This window comes from Chryseobacterium sp. GW823-FHT05E08 (assembly GCF_058795655.1).
The window spans coordinates 115335-131815 of record NZ_JBXAHY010000007.1 but is presented as its reverse complement, the minus strand read 5'-3'; the positions used below and the strand labels follow the sequence as shown (position 1 = coordinate 131815).

At 33.5% G+C, this 16481-nt stretch carries 16 protein-coding genes; 8 read left to right on the top strand and 8 right to left on the bottom strand.

The genetic code is table 11. The annotated features are described in order from the left end of the window. Window positions 1-6: 6 nt before the first annotated feature. The 4 genes from AC1Q7L_RS20045 (at window position 7) to AC1Q7L_RS20030 (ending at window position 2483) form a co-directional block, all read left to right on the top strand. The gene (locus AC1Q7L_RS20045; RefSeq protein WP_492307558.1) at window positions 7-507 is read left to right on the top strand and encodes a transposase; all 501 of its coding nucleotides are present in this window, start codon (window positions 7-9) and stop codon (window positions 505-507) included. Between the two features lie 82 nt (window positions 508-589). Further along, a complete protein-coding gene (locus AC1Q7L_RS20040; RefSeq protein WP_492307559.1) occupies window positions 590-916 on the top strand; it encodes a helix-turn-helix domain-containing protein in 327 nt (108 codons plus the stop codon). 116 nt (window positions 917-1032) lie between these two features. After that, complete coding sequence (locus tag AC1Q7L_RS20035) at window positions 1033-1788, top strand: SDR family oxidoreductase (protein WP_492307560.1); 756 nt, start codon at window positions 1033-1035, stop codon at window positions 1786-1788. Window positions 1789-2099: 311 nt separating this feature from the next. Further along, window positions 2100-2483 (top strand): DUF779 domain-containing protein, encoded by a 384-nt coding sequence (locus AC1Q7L_RS20030; protein ID WP_492307561.1) that lies wholly within the window; start codon window positions 2100-2102, stop codon window positions 2481-2483. 168 nt (window positions 2484-2651) lie between these two features. Here the strand turns inward: AC1Q7L_RS20030 and AC1Q7L_RS20025 are convergent, their stop codons facing one another. Continuing rightward, window positions 2652-3851 carry a dicarboxylate/amino acid:cation symporter gene (locus tag AC1Q7L_RS20025; protein ID WP_492307562.1) on the bottom strand — a complete coding sequence of 400 codons (1200 nt, stop codon included), beginning with the start codon at window positions 3849-3851 and terminating at the stop codon, window positions 2652-2654. Between the two features lie 93 nt (window positions 3852-3944). On the opposite strand from AC1Q7L_RS20025, the gene AC1Q7L_RS20020 reads away from it, so the two are divergent. From AC1Q7L_RS20020 to AC1Q7L_RS20010, 3 genes are all read left to right on the top strand, one after another. After that, window positions 3945-4862 (top strand): DnaJ C-terminal domain-containing protein, encoded by a 918-nt coding sequence (locus tag AC1Q7L_RS20020; protein WP_492307563.1) that lies wholly within the window; start codon window positions 3945-3947, stop codon window positions 4860-4862. A gap of 3 nt (window positions 4863-4865) precedes the next feature. Next, window positions 4866-5168, top strand: a complete 303-nt coding sequence (locus AC1Q7L_RS20015) for a chaperone modulator CbpM (RefSeq protein ID WP_492307564.1) — start codon at window positions 4866-4868, stop codon at window positions 5166-5168. Between the two features lie 88 nt (window positions 5169-5256). Beyond that, entirely contained in the window at window positions 5257-5784 is a 528-nt protein-coding gene (locus AC1Q7L_RS20010) for a hypothetical protein (protein WP_492307565.1), read from the top strand. 50 nt (window positions 5785-5834) lie between these two features. On the opposite strand, the gene AC1Q7L_RS20005 is transcribed toward AC1Q7L_RS20010, so the two are convergent. Then, entirely contained in the window at window positions 5835-6818 is a 984-nt protein-coding gene (locus AC1Q7L_RS20005) for a PLP-dependent cysteine synthase family protein (protein ID WP_066756066.1), read from the bottom strand. A gap of 473 nt (window positions 6819-7291) precedes the next feature. After that, window positions 7292-8521: an ABC transporter permease gene (locus tag AC1Q7L_RS20000; protein ID WP_492307566.1), complete on the bottom strand. Its 1230-nt coding sequence runs from the start codon at window positions 8519-8521 to the stop codon at window positions 7292-7294. A 4-nt stretch (window positions 8522-8525) separates the two neighbouring features. Here AC1Q7L_RS20000 and AC1Q7L_RS19995 point away from each other — a divergent pair, with 4 nt between their 5' ends. Further along, window positions 8526-9722, top strand: a complete 1197-nt coding sequence (locus AC1Q7L_RS19995; protein WP_492307567.1) for an exo-beta-N-acetylmuramidase NamZ family protein — start codon at window positions 8526-8528, stop codon at window positions 9720-9722. Between the two features lie 93 nt (window positions 9723-9815). Here the strand turns inward: AC1Q7L_RS19995 and AC1Q7L_RS19990 are convergent, their stop codons facing one another. The 5 genes from AC1Q7L_RS19990 to AC1Q7L_RS19970 all read right to left on the bottom strand — a co-directional run bounded on the left by AC1Q7L_RS19990 (window position 9816) and on the right by AC1Q7L_RS19970 (window position 16147). Then, window positions 9816-10022, bottom strand: coding sequence for a hypothetical protein (locus AC1Q7L_RS19990; protein ID WP_066756071.1), 207 nt, complete (start codon window positions 10020-10022; stop codon window positions 9816-9818). Window positions 10023-10027: 5 nt separating this feature from the next. Next, on the bottom strand, window positions 10028-10609 hold the full coding sequence (locus tag AC1Q7L_RS19985) for a DUF3575 domain-containing protein (RefSeq protein ID WP_492307652.1): 582 nt from the start codon (window positions 10607-10609) through the stop codon (window positions 10028-10030). Between the two features lie 12 nt (window positions 10610-10621). Continuing rightward, window positions 10622-11797, bottom strand: coding sequence for a thioredoxin fold domain-containing protein (locus AC1Q7L_RS19980; protein WP_492307568.1), 1176 nt, complete (start codon window positions 11795-11797; stop codon window positions 10622-10624). A 273-nt stretch (window positions 11798-12070) separates the two neighbouring features. Beyond that, the gene (locus tag AC1Q7L_RS19975) at window positions 12071-14398 is read right to left on the bottom strand and encodes a T9SS type A sorting domain-containing protein (RefSeq protein ID WP_492307569.1); all 2328 of its coding nucleotides are present in this window, start codon (window positions 14396-14398) and stop codon (window positions 12071-12073) included. Window positions 14399-14509: 111 nt separating this feature from the next. After that, a complete protein-coding gene (locus tag AC1Q7L_RS19970) occupies window positions 14510-16147 on the bottom strand; it encodes a tetratricopeptide repeat protein (protein WP_492307570.1) in 1638 nt (545 codons plus the stop codon). Between the last annotated feature and the right edge of the window lie 334 nt (window positions 16148-16481).

The following is a 16481-nucleotide window of genomic DNA, read 5'->3' as shown; positions in this document are numbered from 1 at the left end:
TCTTAAATGCAGATACAAATTCAGATTTTGAATGAAAACCAGAAATTAAATGAAGATATAACAGATAAAATAAAAAACTATTTTAAAATGGACTTTAAGAATATACACATAGGTAACCTGATTGAAAAGCGAGTACAAGAGACAAATATCGACATCTTTCGGATATGTAAATTTTTAGGATGTGAGCAACAAGATATTGAAAAAATGTATGCGTCAACAAGCATTGATTCTAGTATTTTGTTAAGATGGAGTAAACTGCTGGAATATGATTTTTTTAGAATCTATTCTCAACACCTTTTGTTTTATTCTTCAAATCAAAAAGAGATGAAATCTAAAGAAACATCTTTACCACAGTTTAGAAAAAACATATACACAAAAGAAATTATAGATTTTATTCTTGATTCTCTAAAGTCTGGTGAAAAAACAAAACAACAGATTATGGAAGGTTATAGAATCCCCAAAACAACCTTATACAAATGGATAAGCAAATCTGATGAGGTACAATAACATCTCAGCATCAAAAGATACAAATTGCAGATGTAGTTTTCACTAAAAAAATCAACCATAGCCTAAGAAAGAATTTACAAAAATGAAAAATAGTAAACCTGATTATCAAAGAATATTTGAAGATATTATCATAAAAAAATATCCGGAAAGAAAAGATGAATTCAAAAATTATCTTGAGAAGAAGCAATTTTCGATCATGGATGTTATTACCCTCAATTCCAAAATATTTAATCTAAAGGATAAAGATACTTTGGCTTTTAATCAAAAACGTAAATCTTACGATCAAAAAACTATTTTAAAAATATTGGATTACCAGCAAAAACAAATGCTGAATAATACTCAGCTGGCAAATTATTTTAATCTAAGTAGGAATACGGTAACCAAGTGGCGGAAATTATATGCGAAATAGAATTATTTCTTTAAACTAAACTAATATTTGTGGATTAACAAAAAGGAAAGTAATAAAATACTTTTCAGCTAAAAATTAAACAAAATTATAATATTAACTAAAACAAAATTTAAAAAATGACAACACACAATTTGACAGGAAAAGTAGTTTTGATCGCCGGAGGAGGTAAAAACTTAGGTGGATTATTAAGTAAAAATTTTGCAGTAAAAGGAGCTAAGATTGCAATTCACTACAACAGCGAAAGCTCAAGAGAAGAGAGCGAAAAAACATTAGCAGAAATACAGGCTTTGGGAGCTGAGGCGTTTTTGTTTCAGGGAGATCTAACAAATGTTGAAAATATCACCAAATTCTTTGACGAAACCAAAGCTAAGTTTGGAGCTATAGATATTGCAATCAATACAGTGGGTATGGTATTAAAGAAGCCATTTACAGAAACCACAGAAGCAGAATATGATATCATGTCTGATGTGAATTCAAAGGTAGCTTATTTCTTCCTTCAGGAAGCCGGAAAAAAGGTAAGCGATGGAGGTAAAATATGTACTATCGTAACTTCACTTCTTGCTGCTTACACAGGACTATATTCTACTTACGCAGGTATGAAAGCGCCTGTAGAGCATTTCACAAGAGCAGCATCAAAAGAATTTGGAGCACGAGGAATTTCTGTGACAGCAGTTGCCCCCGGCCCTATGGATACCCCTTTTTTCTATGGCCAAGAGGCTGATGATGCTGTTGCATATCACAAATCAGCTGCAGCTTTGGGTGGGTTAACAGATATTAAAGACATTGCTCCACTGGTAGAGTTTTTGGTAACTGATGGCTGGTGGATTACAGGGCAAACCATTTTTGCAAATGGTGGATATACTACAAGATAGTAATAATTTGTAAGCCTTTTTTTGTTATTATAGATGCTGAATCGGATTAGATCCATTCAGCATTTATATTTTTAATCTTCATTTAAAAAATGTTAGTAAAAATTATCAATTCTATGTTCATATTTATTGCATTTCTTTTTAGGGATAAATTTCTTTTATGTGTAACAAGATATAAATTGGTTAATAAAAATGGGTTCCATTATTTTTTAATAATATAACTTGTAATCGGGTATTATTCTATATAAAATGAAAAATAAACATAATTTACACTATATATTTTTTAACTTTAATAAATCCAATAAAATAAAAAAATGGAAACAAAAATATCCAGAGTATCAGTCACAGAAAAAGCGCTAGAAGTTATTTGGGAGCTAGAAAGAAAATATGGCGATCTCATGTTCTACCAAGCCGGAGGATGTTGCGAAGGAACCCAACCTCAATGTTTCGAAAAAGGAGGATTTTATCCAAGAATGAATGATGCAATGATCGGAACTATTAACGGTCACGAATTCTGGATCGACCGCGATTTATTTGAATACTGGAAATATTCTCACTTTACATTGGATGTTGTGGATGGTTTCGGGCCAGGCGGATTTTCATTAGAAACACCTTTAGGAAAAACTTTTAAAGTAGAATACAAGCTTTTCACTCCTGAAGAATTTAAAAACTTAGAACCTGTAAAACGCAGTGAATAAAAATCTGCTCAACCCGCAAAAACCGAGAGACAAAAAAATCTGTGCAAATTCGTGAAAATCTGTGGTTAAAAGTCTCCACAGATTTCATAAATAACACAGATATTTGCGTTTAAATTATTTGTGGAAATTCGTGAAAAATATTCGTGAGATTTGTGTTTAAACAAAAAATCAAGTCTTCACAAACCGATTCACAAACATCGAGGCCACAACTTGCCCAACCGCATTTAAAACTGTTGCCAAAGGGTCAACCAATGTTCCAATAATCATCACCGCTGGAATGGCTTCCTGAGGTAATTTATAAACCGAGATCATCAGCATTTCGCCAATATATCCACCATTTGGAATTCCACCTGCAACGATACTTACAAAAACAGTAATTCCTAATGCTAAAAGTAGATTCATCGGATCAAAAAAATCTCTTCCGATAATTAAGAAAGCAACATAAATTTTAATAATCGAAGACATTGAGGAACCATTTTTATGTAAAGTCGTCCCAATCGGAATCACAAGATTAGCAATAGAACTTGGAATACCAATTTTAGAGGCAGCCTGTAAATTGGCGGGCATTGTGGCAAAGCTGCTACACGTACTTAAAGCGGTAAGAGTAGGGTATATTGCATTTTTCCAGAAACTTTTTACTCCATTTTGTCCGTTTGCCATAAAAGCATACAGTGAAAAAAATACTAGGAAATAAACAATTCCTGCAATATAATATAAGCCTAAAGGTTTAGCGTAAAATCCGAAAAGTTGAGGTCCTAAAGTCGCGACCTGATAAGCAAAATAAGCTCCCAAACCAATCGGGGCTACTTTCATAATTAATAAAAGTAATTCCTTCATCACTTCATATCCTGATGCAATAAAAGATCTGAAAGCCTGTCCTTTTTCTCCCGCTTTTCTAGCCGAAAATCCGGTCATGAAAGCAAAAATTAAAAGAGCCAGCATATTTTGTCTTGAAAAAAGCTGAGTAAATTCTCCCACGGTAAAGAAGCCGACAATTCTATTTCCCCAACTGTCGTTATTAGCCGCTTCTTCCACAATTTCTTTACTTCCCGAAACTCCGGAAACAGGAAATAGGTAAACAACACAAATGGTAAAAATAGCGGCTGTTAAAATGAAAAAAAGAAAAGTAAAAACCATCGTCAGCATGATTTTGCCAAATTTCGATTGCTGTTCCAAGGAAGCAATAGAATTAGAGACGGCAAAAAACACCAACGGAACTACACTTACAAAAAGAAGATTCAGGAAAATATCTCCCAAAGGTTTTATGTAATCAACAAAATTGGGAGCAACGATTCCGATAATGCTTCCAACAGTGATCCCGAGGAGTAAAAGGATAATTCCTGAGTAGTTTTTAAACACTTCTTTCATGCAGGTTTTTTATCAAAGATAGTTTTATTTTTAACATTCCGTTATATTATTTTCAGGCATAAATTTGTTAAATTTGAGTAAATAATCGTTTTTATGGCTTATATAGATTACTATAAAATTTTAGGCGTAGATAAAAGCGCGACGCAGGATGAGATTAAGAAAGCGTACCGAAAACAGGCAAGAAAACTTCATCCTGACCTTAATCCCAACGACAAAGAAGCGGAAAAAAAATTCAAGGAGCTGAATGAAGCCAATGAAGTTCTCAGTAATCCCAAAAATCGTACAAAGTATGATAAATACGGTGAAAACTGGAAGCATGGTGAAGAATACGAAAAGGCTCAGCAACAACAAAGACAATATCAAAATCAGGGTGGCAATTATGGTGGTGGATTTTCCGGTGCTGATTTTGGCGAAGGTGAAGATTTTTCAGACTTTTTCCAAAGTATGTTTGGTGGAGAAGGTGGTGGTTTTGGCAGAAGTTCAAGAGGAAGTGCATCAGGAAAATTTAAAGGTCAGGATGTTCATGCAGAACTGAATTTAAATTTAAGAGATGCCGCAACAACTCATCCGCAAACTTTTGATATTAATGGCAAAAAAGTAAGAATTACGATTCCTGCAGGAGTGTATGACGGACAGCAAATTAAGTTAAAAGGCCACGGAAATCCTGGAGCAAATGGTGGTCCGAGTGGGGATTTATACATCACTTTCAATATTCCCGCTGATTCTGATTTTGAAAGAATTGGAGATGATTTAAAGACAAAAGTTTCGATTGATCTGTACACCGCCGTTTTAGGTGGCGACGTAAAAGTAAATACGTTGGATGGAAGTGTCAACCTCAAAGTAAAACCCGAAACACAAAGCGGAACTACGGTGAGATTGAAAGGAAAAGGTTTTCCTGTATACAAAAAAGAAGGACAATTTGGTGATCTGTTTGTGACTTATGAAGTAAAATTACCGACAAATCTTACAGAAAAGCAAAAAGAACTTTTTGAACAACTTAAAAATTCCTAGGCTATGAGTGAAAGAATATCGCGAGAAGAGCTCGTAAAAATATACAATATTGAGATCACTTTTTTTGATGAATTGGTAGATTCGGGTTTGTTGACTATTCAGACTGAAAATGAAATTCGTTATCTGATGTATGAAGATCTGCCGGTTTTTGAAAGATTTACCAATTGGCATTATGATCTGGAAATTAATCTTCCCGGTTTAGAAGTCATTCATGATATGCTTCGTAAAATGGAAGATTTAAAACGTAAAAATCGTGAATTAATGAACAAACTTTCCAGAATAAGCAATAAATATGAAGATGGATAATTTGTCAATATTTAAGGAGTTCCAAAGGAACGACTTAATTCAGGATAGGATGAAAATCCTATCTTTGTAAATATTAGATCAAATTATTATGAATGAAGAAAAGGTTATTGTATTAAAACCTAAAAGACAGGATTTCGAAGAAATTTATTTCAATGGTAATCAGGGAAGTTTATTTTTTTCGCAGACCACTAAAGGGAAAACGGTTACAACCATTGTTGTAGGATTGATTTTGTTGATTCTCTTTTGTTTTAAAGGTGATTTAAGCAAAGAAAAATTTGGGATTTTATATTTTGTAAGCTTTTTATTTCTGCTTTGTGCGGTTTATCTTTCTTTAAGTATCAACAAAGTTTCAAAATGGAAAAAACAGGTTAACGAATATTTAAAATCACTGGAAAATTCTAAAATCTATGAATTGAGATTTAATGATGAAATTTTCAATGTCAATCTTAATCATCAGGAAGAATTAAGCAAATGGGAAGATTTTAAGTATTTTGAATCAAATAACGAATTTATTTCTCTGGAAGGAAAATTCAATTATATGTTTCCACGAAAATCAATGAGCGAAAAAGAGTACAGCTTATTGAAGCAAGTATTTAAGAAAAATATCAAACAATAAAAAAATCAGAGTAAATTTTACTCTGATTTTTGTTTTTATAATGAAATTGATTAATCCAACCAACCCATTTCTTTCATCCATTCGTCGTTGTAGATTTTCCCTACATATCTTGAACCGTGGTCGTGTAAAAGAACAACAATTACATCATCTTTCGTAAACTGATCTTTCATCTGAATCAAAGAAGCAATCGCACTTCCCGCAGAATATCCGCAGAAAATTCCTTCTTCTTTAGCTAATTTTCTAGCGTAGATTGCTCCGTCTTTATCAGTCACTTTTTCGAAATGATCAATTACAGACATATCATAGTTTTCAGGAATAATGTCTTCACCAATTCCTTCTGTGATGTACGTGTAAGCGTGATCATAATGTAATTCACCCGTTTCGTGGAATTCCTTCAAAATAGAACCATAAGTATCAACACCAATCACTTTAATGTTTGGATTTCTCTCTTTAAAGAAAGTTCCACAACCTGTAACGGTACCTCCTGTTCCGGCTCCGGCTACAAAGTGAGTTAATTGTCCGTCAGTCTGTTCCCAGATTTCAGGTGCAGTAGACTCGTAATGTGCTGTTCTGTTTGATAAATTATCGTATTGATTAACGTACCATCCGTTTTCTGTTTCCGTTGCCAATCTCTTAGAAACCGAATAGTAAGAACGCGGATCTGTAGGCTTAACGTCTGTCGGACAAACGATTACTTCAGCACCTACCGCACGAAGAATATCACATTTTTCTTTTGACTGTTTAGCGTTTGTTACAAAAATACATTTGTAACCTTTGATGATGGCAGCAAGAGCCAATCCCATCCCGGTATTTCCGGAAGTCCCTTCAATAATGGTTCCGCCGGGTTTTAGTCTCCCATCTTTTTCAGCATCTTCAATCATTTTCAGAGCCATTCTGTCTTTCACAGAATTCCCAGGATTGAAGGTCTCAACCTTTGCCAAAACTAATGCCGGAAAATCTTCACCCAAAACCTTATTAAGCTTTACAAGTGGTGTATTTCCAATAGTTTCAAGGATGTTTTTTGCGTATTTCATAAATGTTTTTTATATGCGGTGCAAAGATACAGCTTTCAGATAATTAACGATTATGATTTGGATATTATTAAGTGAATTCTCAATGGTAAATTTTGAAAGCCGAATAAATTATTACTTATTACCAATTATTTATTACTCATTTTTCGGGAGCTATTTCCCGCTTTCCGCACTCGCTATTTTGCAGGTTTCGGCGGCGGCAAAGCCGCCGCCGAAACCTGCAAAATGAGCTCAAACAGATGCTGCAATCGGGGCTAGGATATTTGTCACCATTATTCCTATTTGTCTTTGCGAGAAGCGCAGCGACGAAGCAATCTCTTTAAAAATTAAAGCATTAATTTCAACATTCTCTTTGTCATTCCGTAGGAATCTCAACGGTTGAAAGACTAATGCGACTCTAAATTCCTCCGAAATGACAAACTGAGTGCAAAGTAAAATTCACAATTACCTAGCAAAGCTAAATTGACAATTCATTTTTAATTATACTTAATCGCCTTAACCGGAGAAATCTTACTAATCAAATAACTCGGAATAATCAAAGCCAATCCGGAAATGATTAGTATTCCAACAGAAATTGAAATAATCGCAATCGGATTCAGATCAACAGGAACAGTACTCACGTAATAATTCTCTGGATTTAATTTAATAATTCCAAAAAACTTCTGTAATAAAATCAATCCAAGACCAATAATGTTTCCATATAAAAGTCCGGGAATCATTATGATCAAGGTATAGTTGATGAAAGTCGCTCTGATCTGAGAATTGCTTGCTCCTAAAGTTTTAAGTAAACCAATAGAATTCGTTCTTTCAATAATAAGAATCAAAAGAACCATAATAATATTAATGACAACTACAACCAGCATAATAACGATGATCAATGCAATATTGGTGTCGAAAATACTGATCCAATCAGTGATTTGAGGAAATTTTTCAGTTGCTTTTTCTGCGTAGTTTTTGTAGCCGATTAACTTTTCGATTTCAGGGAAATCACTGTCGATATCGTTTACATTTTTCAGGAAAATATCAATTCCACCAATTTCATTAGGTTTCATATCCTGAATTTTTCTTACATGATTGATTCCGCCAATAACGAACTGTTCATCAATCATTTTGATATCAGTCTTATAAATTCCGACAACTTCAAATTTTCTGTAAATTGGCTTCTGATCTGCTTTCGAAAATATCGTAACAATGCTGTCTTTAACCTTTAAATGAAGATCATTTGCTATTTTTTGAGAAATAGTAACGCCGTTATTATATCCTATTTCTGTAATTTTTGGGGTAGTTCCTGCAACAAGGAATTTCTTGAATCTCAAACTGTCAAAATCCTTTCCAACACCTTTGAAAATAATTCCCGCAAAGTTATGTTCGTTACGCATAATTCCTGTAGTCATTGCATATTTCTGAACGGTTTCTACGTCAGGAATTTCTTTTATTTTAGGAATATCCAACCCCTGACTATCGAGCACGGAAGTATTGTAGGACGAGTTTGATCTTGTAGATTTTACAGTAATATGTCCGCTGAAATCTGCCAGTCTTTCTTTAATCGCTTTTTTGGATCCGAAACCTGTGGAAACCGTGATCAGTGAAACGATAATTCCTAAAGCCACAGAAAGTCTGCCTATGAAGATGATAACCCTTGAAAGGTTATTTTTGTTATCTTTGGAAAACGCTATTTTTCTAGAGAAATATAAAGGAAATTTCAAGCTTATGAATTTAGATTTCAAAATTAAAAATTTACTTCTGATTTGCCTAATTTTTTTAGGAGTATTCAATCAGTATTATTCTCAAACGGGTAATGTCGGTACTTTTAAAACCGGAGCAGACCGTCCTGAAGTATATTTGCCATTATTAAAGGGAAAAACAATCGGGATCGTAACCAACCAGACAGGTTTGATGAGTGATAAAACTCATCTGGTAGATTTTTTAGTTAAAAATAATATTAAGATAAAGTCAATTTTCGCTCCTGAACATGGTTTCAGAGGAGATGCTGATGCAGGTGAAAAGGTGAAAAATGGGGTAGATGTGAAAACAGGAATTCCCATCGTTTCTTTATACGGAAGCAATAAAAAACCAAAACCCGAGCAATTAAAAGGACTTGATATTGTAATTTTTGATATTCAGGATGTTGGGGCAAGATTTTACACTTATATTTCTACGCTTACCTATTTAATGGAAGCAGGAGCGGAAAATAATGTAGAGATCATGGTTTTAGACCGACCAAATCCACATGATGGTTATATAGATGGACCTGTTTTAAAGAAAAAATGGACAAGTTTTGTAGGAATGCATGAAGTTCCTGTCGTTTACGGATTGACAATCGGAGAATATGGAAAAATGGTGAACGGAGAAAAGTGGCTGAAAAATGGAGTTCAAGCAAAATATACTCTGATCCAGATGCAAAATTATCATAAGAAACTGCGTTATCCAATTTTAGATAAACCATCACCAAATTTACCGAACGATAAATCAATCAATTTATATCCAAGTTTATGTTTTTTTGAAGGAACTCAGGTTTCGGCAGGAAGAGGAACTGACTTACCTTTTCAGATTTATGGTTCACCTTGGACGAAAGATCTGCCTTATCAGTTTACTCCAAAACCCAATTTTGGTGCAAAAGATCCTTTCTTAAACGGTAAATTATGTTACGGTGAAAATCTTTCAAATTATCCAACAGATTTAAGAGAATTAAACCTTGAATGGGTCATTAAAGCCTATAAAAACTACAAAAATCCACAGCAGGATTTCTTCTTGAAAAACTTATGGTTTGATACTTTGGCTGGAACAGATGAGTTGAGAAAACAAATCATCGCAGGAAAATCGATCAAGGAAATCAAAGCTTCTTGGAAATCAGATTTAGATAAATTTGAGAAAATAAGATCGAAATACGTTGTTTACGAAAACTAGGGTTGGTGAATTGTAAATAGTCAATACGCTGCGCTTGTGAATTTTAAAATTTACGATTGACTAGCGAAGCTAAATTGACTATTCACCTTCTGGCTAGTCAAAATCCGGTGGCGGAGTTTTGTCATCTTTACCTTTATTCAAGATAAAAAGCCCGATGGTTAAGCCGATTACTCCTGCGCCCGCAATCATTAATGCACTTTGTAATTTGTCAGCCTGATCATTTCCAATAAAATTCATTAAAAAAAGAATAACAAAAGTGATCGCTGATATGATGATATGGTTTCTTCCGAAAAGTTTCATTGTTATTATTTTAATTTATAAGAGATCATAATTCCTCCTCTGTATGGGATAAGTTCACCGCTTTTGTTCCATTTTTGTTCACCGTCGTATCTTACAAAACTATCTGGTGGAACGTTTTCATATCCATGATAGAAACCTTGAGAAGTTCCTCCTCCTGCAAAAATATCAATATTCCATCTTTCTTTCCATTGAAATTGATAACCAACGGTAGCCCCAAGCATTAAACTAAATCCACGCTGAAATTTTTCTGTTCCGCTGTAATTCCATTTGGTAAGATCAAATACTCCGAAACCTCCGTTTACTCCTAAATACCAATGCTTAAAGGCTTCCTGAAAATAATATCTTCCTTCAAGATGTCCCATGTAAATCTGTGCATGTCTTCCTGCAAAAGATTTCCAAGGAGAGACAAAAACATCACCTTGTAAGGTGTATTTATGGCTTAACTGATATTCTAAGCCTACATTCAGCATTCCAACAGGAAGAAATAACGCATTTCCTTTTATGTATAAGCTTTTTTCGCTTTCCTGCTCCTGAGCACTTAGATTTCCTAATAAAGATAAGGTTAGGAATCCTGTGAGCAATTTAATTTTCAACATTTGTTATTTTATTTGTTTTAATAACCCTTCTGCCAGAGTAGAATCTTTTTGAGATTGAGAAGCTATATTTTTAGACATTTCAGCAAAGGTTTTTGCCATTTCATTATTTCCGGTTAAGAAATAAAGTCTTGCCAAAATATAGGTATTTTCCGAAGTTTCTCCTCTCATTACAGATTTTTCCGCCCATTCAAGAGCTTTCTTTAATGATGATGGAGTCTTTACGTGTTCAGAAAAGATCCATGCTGTTTTTAATAATTCGTTTGGTTCAAAAGCATCAGAATTTTTATAATATTCTAACGCTGTTTTTTCGTATTCAGGAAAATTCGCGTTTTGTTCGTAATAGGCTAATTTTGTCTGATTAAGCTTAGTCTGAGCATCCAATTTTCCAACCAAAGGCTCGGCTGTTTTCATGAAATATTCGTCGTTGATCTTTTTATTTTTATCATCAATAGACTCCTCAACAACTTTTGCTAATTTTAACTGATTATCAAATTCTTTGTAAGTTTCCTCAGGTAAAAATTTAATGATCTCAGCTTTTTTAGAAGAAAAAACTTTATAATTAGGATCTTCGGTGGACTTTAAAAAGAAGAATAAAAATCCGATATCATCTTTTGTAAGTTCATCCGTTTTCTTTTTATTTTCAAAATATCTTTCAGAGGCTTTTTTGGCGAAATCAAAATCAGTTGTTGAGTTTAATTTCATGATGTTAATCAAAAATTCAGCATCTTTTTCCCCTTTCGCAAAACGGTCTTTTAGAGAGCCTTTTTTGTTATTTGGTGAGTTCACTTCTTTGGCCATCGATAAGAAAAGACTTTCTTCCATATAACCAGAATTTTGAGAAACTAATTCTCCGTCACCATTTAAAAACAGATAAGTTGGATAAGAACGAACTCCATATTTCGTTGCGATTTCTCTTCCTTCACCTTTCTCCATATCAAATCTTGCACTCACAAAACTGGAATTGAAATAATCTCCGACAGATTTTTGAGTAAAAATATTTTTCTCCATCATTTTACATGGGCCACACCAAGAAGCATAAGCGTCTATAAAAACAATTTTGTTTTCTTTTTTTGCTTTAGCAACGAGATCTTTAAACGGCAACTCCTGAAACTTTATTGCTTCCTGAGCAAATGTAATGATAGTAGAGAATAAAAATAATCCAGAGATGATCTTCTTCATGTTCGATTTAAAATTAAAAAAGCGAATATACTTATTTTCAACGTAAACGGAGGATGAATAGTATTGAAAGTATGATTTGTTTTTATATATTAAAATGATAACTGAGGTATAAAATGTTATAAGATTTTAATGAAAATATAAAAAATGAACGGTTATTCTTCTTTTATTTACAATAATTGATTTTTTATTCTTTATTAATTAAAATTCAGGTATAATTAAAAAAACCGCCTTTGGGAGAGGCGGTTTAAGGATTGTAAAAAAACGTTAAAGAAGCTATTTTTTGATAACCTTTTTAATTATTGTTGGTGTATTTGCCTGATCTATTTTCAGAAGATAGACTCCTTTCGTTAAACCTGAAATATCTATACTTGATTTGTTTTCTGATGTTAGAACCAATTGTCCTGCTGTGCTGTAGATCGTTACTTTAAACTTCGTAGCATTTTTGCCTAATTTAATATTGATCACATCCTGAGCCGGATTCGGATAAATACTGATGTCATCTTTTACAATACCAGGATTTGAAGTTCCTAAGTTTGTGAAAGAAATAACATCTTTTAAAATACCTAAAGAATTAGTAGTTAAATAAACTTCAGCAGTTGTAGCATCTACAAAACGAGCTGTACCATCTAAAACTGTTGTGTTGAAATAGTTGGAAGCTGTTCTTTCCTGCCAGTTTGTTCCTCCGTTGCTGGTGTAGATAACCTTTGGAAGAGTAGATAAATACGTGTTGGTAATTCCTATGATCTGTCCGTTTTGTTTAGTTGAATGTTCAACTTTATTTACCATTCCGTCATAGATCTTAGACCATGTATTTCCTGCGTCAAGAGAAGTGTAGACACCATTTGAAGCAGCCATTGTGTACTGGCTAGTATTTAATGGATTCTGAACCAAACTTAAAGCAATATTCGGAAGTGTTAAGCCTTGCAAACCTGCTGTAATTTCCGTCCATGAAGTTCCGCTGTTTGTAGTTTTAAACAATCTGTTACCAACAGTTACCAATACTTCATTGGAGTTGTTTTGATTTACTTTAATTCCATAAATATAATCTTCATCATAAGGTAAAGTAATGATGTCGTTTACAGGACTTCCTGTATTTGTAAAGTCAGATTTTATCAAAGTTGCATTAACACCGTTGAAAGTTGCAATCCATGCAATGTTTTGATTAGCCGGATCTGTTTCTGCAGCTGTAAAACCAGTGTCATAAGTATTGTAAAGTGGCGTTACAGTAGCTCCGTAATCATCACTTACATTAATATTGTTACCCATAAAAGATGATTCATAGGTGTAGACTCTTCCTGCATGCTTTTTGTCGATATACATCAGCCCAATTTGTCCATCCATCGGGCTTTCGTTAAGAGGCATTACGTTGATTGGCGTTTCCTGATTGTTGGTAAGGTTTTTCACAGTGTAGCCATATTGCACTCCGTAAATTAACTTATCAACACTGTTGTCATTAATTACATTTATTTTTCCCATTCCATTAAAAAACGGATTTGCAATGGAAGTAAGTGTTACTCCTCTGTCTGATGAGAATTTTGGAAAACGATTGTTGGAAATGATAACATTGTTTAAATTATTCGGATCAAATGTAGCATCAATCCCATAAAAATAAGAGCTTCCGTCTGTTAAGCCTGCATGTGGAGTGGTAGTCCACGTTGTCCCGTCATTTGTTGTTACTGCGACTCTGTCGTCTGCTAAAACAATAACATGGCTCGGTTTATAGGGATTTATTTCAATTTTAGGAACATTTTTTAATCCTTGAGTACTGGTAGACCATGTAATACCGGTTTGTTCTGTCCATGTATTTCCTGCATCTGTAGACTTGTAAACCGCCTCATGCTGAGTTGGATATGTCCAAAGAACACCTGTTCCTGCGTAAATAATGTTCGGATTAACAGGATTGATAGCGATTGATTGTAGAATAAGTCCGTTAAGTTTTTCTGTCCAAGTTGCTCCTGCATCTGTTGATTTTAATAAACCTCCATCTACATTTCCGGGACCTCCGTTACGAACGATGTAAAGTTTTTGAGGGTCTGTAGGATCCATGATAGCATCGTTTACAAGAACATTTTCATAATTTGCAGCATCAAAAACCTTCGTCCAGGTAGTTCCGCCGTTGGTAGTTTTGAAAAATTTATCATTGTCACCTTTTGCAAACATGGTTGCAGTATTCATATTACCATTATCAAGAATAGAATAATTGCTAATACTTTCAACAGCTTCGTTGGGAGGCATATTGTATTCTTTTAAAATACTTAAAGTTGATAAATTCAATACAATAACCCTGTTTAGCGAACTTCCTAAACCGAAGTATTGAATAAAACTCAATGCTGTACCATTATTGGTAAGTCTCATTTGTGAAATGCTTGGTGCATATTCAGGGTAGGGAAGGGTGTATAAGACATTCCAGCTTGTTCCATTGTTGTTGGAGACCATGATGTGCTTATCAATATAAGTTGTTGCGTAAATTTTGTTGGGAACGGTTTTATCGTAAACAAAATTTCGTAACTGTCCATATTCCGGATTTCCTGCGAAACTTACCTGCGCGTAGGTAAACTGCAGAATCAGAATAAAAAATAAAGTAAATACTGTTTTCTTCATAATAACTGTTCTATTGATTAATAGACACAAATTTATTTTTTGAAAAAAACTTTAAGCTAAATCACGAGGGAATTAGTAAGACCAGACCGAGAAAAAACGTGACTTTTTTATTTAAATATTTGATAAATAACTATATAGGTCGTTTGAGTTGGTGAGATTCAATTTCTTTGAAACTCTTTCTTTTCTCTTTCTGCACGCTTCAATGGTGATATTGAAGATTGAAGAAATCTCTTTGGTGGAAAGATTCATATAAATGTAACTGATATATCGGATATCATTCAAAGTAAGATCTGGATGCTTTTCTTTTAAGTTGTCGATAAATTTACTGTTGATTTTTTCGAAGTGGGTTAAAAAATCATCATCATTGCTGTCTTCTTTGGTCAGAATTAATTTTAACTGATCCAATTGTTGAGAAAGCTTATCATTTTTAATGATTTCCGGATTTTTTTTCAGTTTAAGAATGTACTCCTCGATTTTATCATTTCTTTGAGCAATGTGGATGGCGTTTGCGGCTAATTTTCGGTTTCTGCTTTCCAGCTCGTTTTTGAGTTTTTCTTTTTCCAGAAGAGCTTCGGTTTCCTTTTCTTTGATCTGTTGTTCGAGTAAAAGGTTATCGTTTTCTTTATTTTTTAATTCTAAGGTGATAATTTGTTCGTTTCGTTCAGCAATGGTTCTTTTTTGTCGGTTTTTTAAATAAAGTGTTCTGAACAGCCAGCTTAATAAAGCTAAAAGCGAAATACAAAATGCGGCAACGTAAAATTTTAACCTTTTTTCGCTTTTAAGTTCTTTTTGTGAGTCCTGAAGTTTTAGTTTGATCTCACTGTTTTGGTACATCGCCTGATTTTTAATGGCATTAAGCGAATCTTTAACAATAATAACAGAATCCTTGTATTGTAAAGCCTTATCATAGTTTCCCAAACTAAAATATAGGTTTGAAAACTGATTGTAAATATCCTTTGTATTCGTATAATTCAGGTTTTCTTTTTGAGCCTGATTAACGTAGGAAATGGCTTTATCATTTTGTTTTTTGCCCAAATAAACTTTCGAAAGTATTAATAATGCCGAAATTCTGTGATCAATATATTCTTTGCTTTTTAGTTTTTGTAAAAGAGGTTCCAGAATATTGAGGGCTTTATCGAATTCGTTTCTTTCAACAAAATTTTTAGCTTCTGCGAGATCAAGATCGATGTCGATTCTTGCGTCATTTACCATTTTTAAAGCTTCTCTGGAGATTTTTATATATTCTAAGGCTTTATCGAGTTGATGGGTTGTGTTATAAAGATCGGCCAAACTGCTCGAATAAATCGCAATGCCAATTTGATCTTTATTGGCAACCGCAAGATCGTAGGCTCTTTTTTGATGCTTTTCAGATTCTTTATATTTTCCCTGTTGAAGATAAACGAGGGCGATGTTGTTTAAAACCGTCATTTCACGGTCGCTTTTCAAATATTTTACAGCAATGGAGTAGGCTTCCAAATAATAATCTAAGGCCGTACTGTAATCGGACATCTGGTAATAATTAAGTCCAATACAGTTTGTGGTGATAAATTGTTGTTGATATAGGCTGTTTTGCTCGGCAATTTTTTTGGCTTCGGCAAAAATTTCTAAAGAGGTAGAATGATCTTTTTTATATAAAGCATCAATTCCTTTTTTTATTAAAGCATCGCAATGCGCCGTCGTGTCATCTTTTTGGGCAAGAAGATGACCTGATGATAAAATAAACAAGAATAATAAAATAAGGTGCTTCATCGTAAATGTGTGCCTAAAAGTATTTTAATTAATGTATAAATCCCAATTTGCGATTAAAATTACATAAAAACTAGAAAACAGAGTCTAATCTTGATCTAGTTTAGAATCTTTAAATTTAAAATTGGGGCGCGCATATAAAAACCTACCTTCATTAAGATGGTCTATGGTTTCTCTGAGGATATATTTTAATTATAATTAGGAAGAATTTATCAAAGAAACATTTAGAAAGTTAGTTCTAAAATCTCACCGATTTTATTTTACTGAAAAATAATAATTAGGTTTAATGTTTAAATTAATATTTCCCTTTTAAAATGTAGAGTGTAGTGATAAATAT

Excerpts from the sequence above, each read along its gene's own strand:
- AC1Q7L_RS20045 (WP_492307558.1), top strand. The coding sequence starts at position 7 with ATGCAGATACAAATTCAGATTTTGAATGAAAACCAGAAATTAAATGAA.
- AC1Q7L_RS20040 (WP_492307559.1), top strand. The coding sequence starts at position 590 with ATGAAAAATAGTAAACCTGATTATCAAAGAATATTTGAAGATATTATC.
- AC1Q7L_RS20035 (WP_492307560.1), top strand. The coding sequence starts at position 1,033 with ATGACAACACACAATTTGACAGGAAAAGTAGTTTTGATCGCCGGAGGA.
- AC1Q7L_RS20030 (WP_492307561.1), top strand. The coding sequence starts at position 2,100 with ATGGAAACAAAAATATCCAGAGTATCAGTCACAGAAAAAGCGCTAGAA.
- AC1Q7L_RS20025 (WP_492307562.1), bottom strand. The coding sequence starts at position 3,851 with ATGAAAGAAGTGTTTAAAAACTACTCAGGAATTATCCTTTTACTCCTC.
- AC1Q7L_RS20020 (WP_492307563.1), top strand. The coding sequence starts at position 3,945 with ATGGCTTATATAGATTACTATAAAATTTTAGGCGTAGATAAAAGCGCG.
- AC1Q7L_RS20015 (WP_492307564.1), top strand. The coding sequence starts at position 4,866 with ATGAGTGAAAGAATATCGCGAGAAGAGCTCGTAAAAATATACAATATT.
- AC1Q7L_RS20010 (WP_492307565.1), top strand. The coding sequence starts at position 5,257 with ATGAATGAAGAAAAGGTTATTGTATTAAAACCTAAAAGACAGGATTTC.
- AC1Q7L_RS20005 (WP_066756066.1), bottom strand. The coding sequence starts at position 6,818 with ATGAAATACGCAAAAAACATCCTTGAAACTATTGGAAATACACCACTT.
- AC1Q7L_RS19995 (WP_492307567.1), top strand. The coding sequence starts at position 8,526 with ATGAATTTAGATTTCAAAATTAAAAATTTACTTCTGATTTGCCTAATT.
- AC1Q7L_RS19990 (WP_066756071.1), bottom strand. The coding sequence starts at position 10,022 with ATGAAACTTTTCGGAAGAAACCATATCATCATATCAGCGATCACTTTT.
- AC1Q7L_RS19980 (WP_492307568.1), bottom strand. The coding sequence starts at position 11,797 with ATGAAGAAGATCATCTCTGGATTATTTTTATTCTCTACTATCATTACA.
- AC1Q7L_RS19975 (WP_492307569.1), bottom strand. The coding sequence starts at position 14,398 with ATGAAGAAAACAGTATTTACTTTATTTTTTATTCTGATTCTGCAGTTT.
- AC1Q7L_RS19970 (WP_492307570.1), bottom strand. The coding sequence starts at position 16,147 with ATGAAGCACCTTATTTTATTATTCTTGTTTATTTTATCATCAGGTCAT.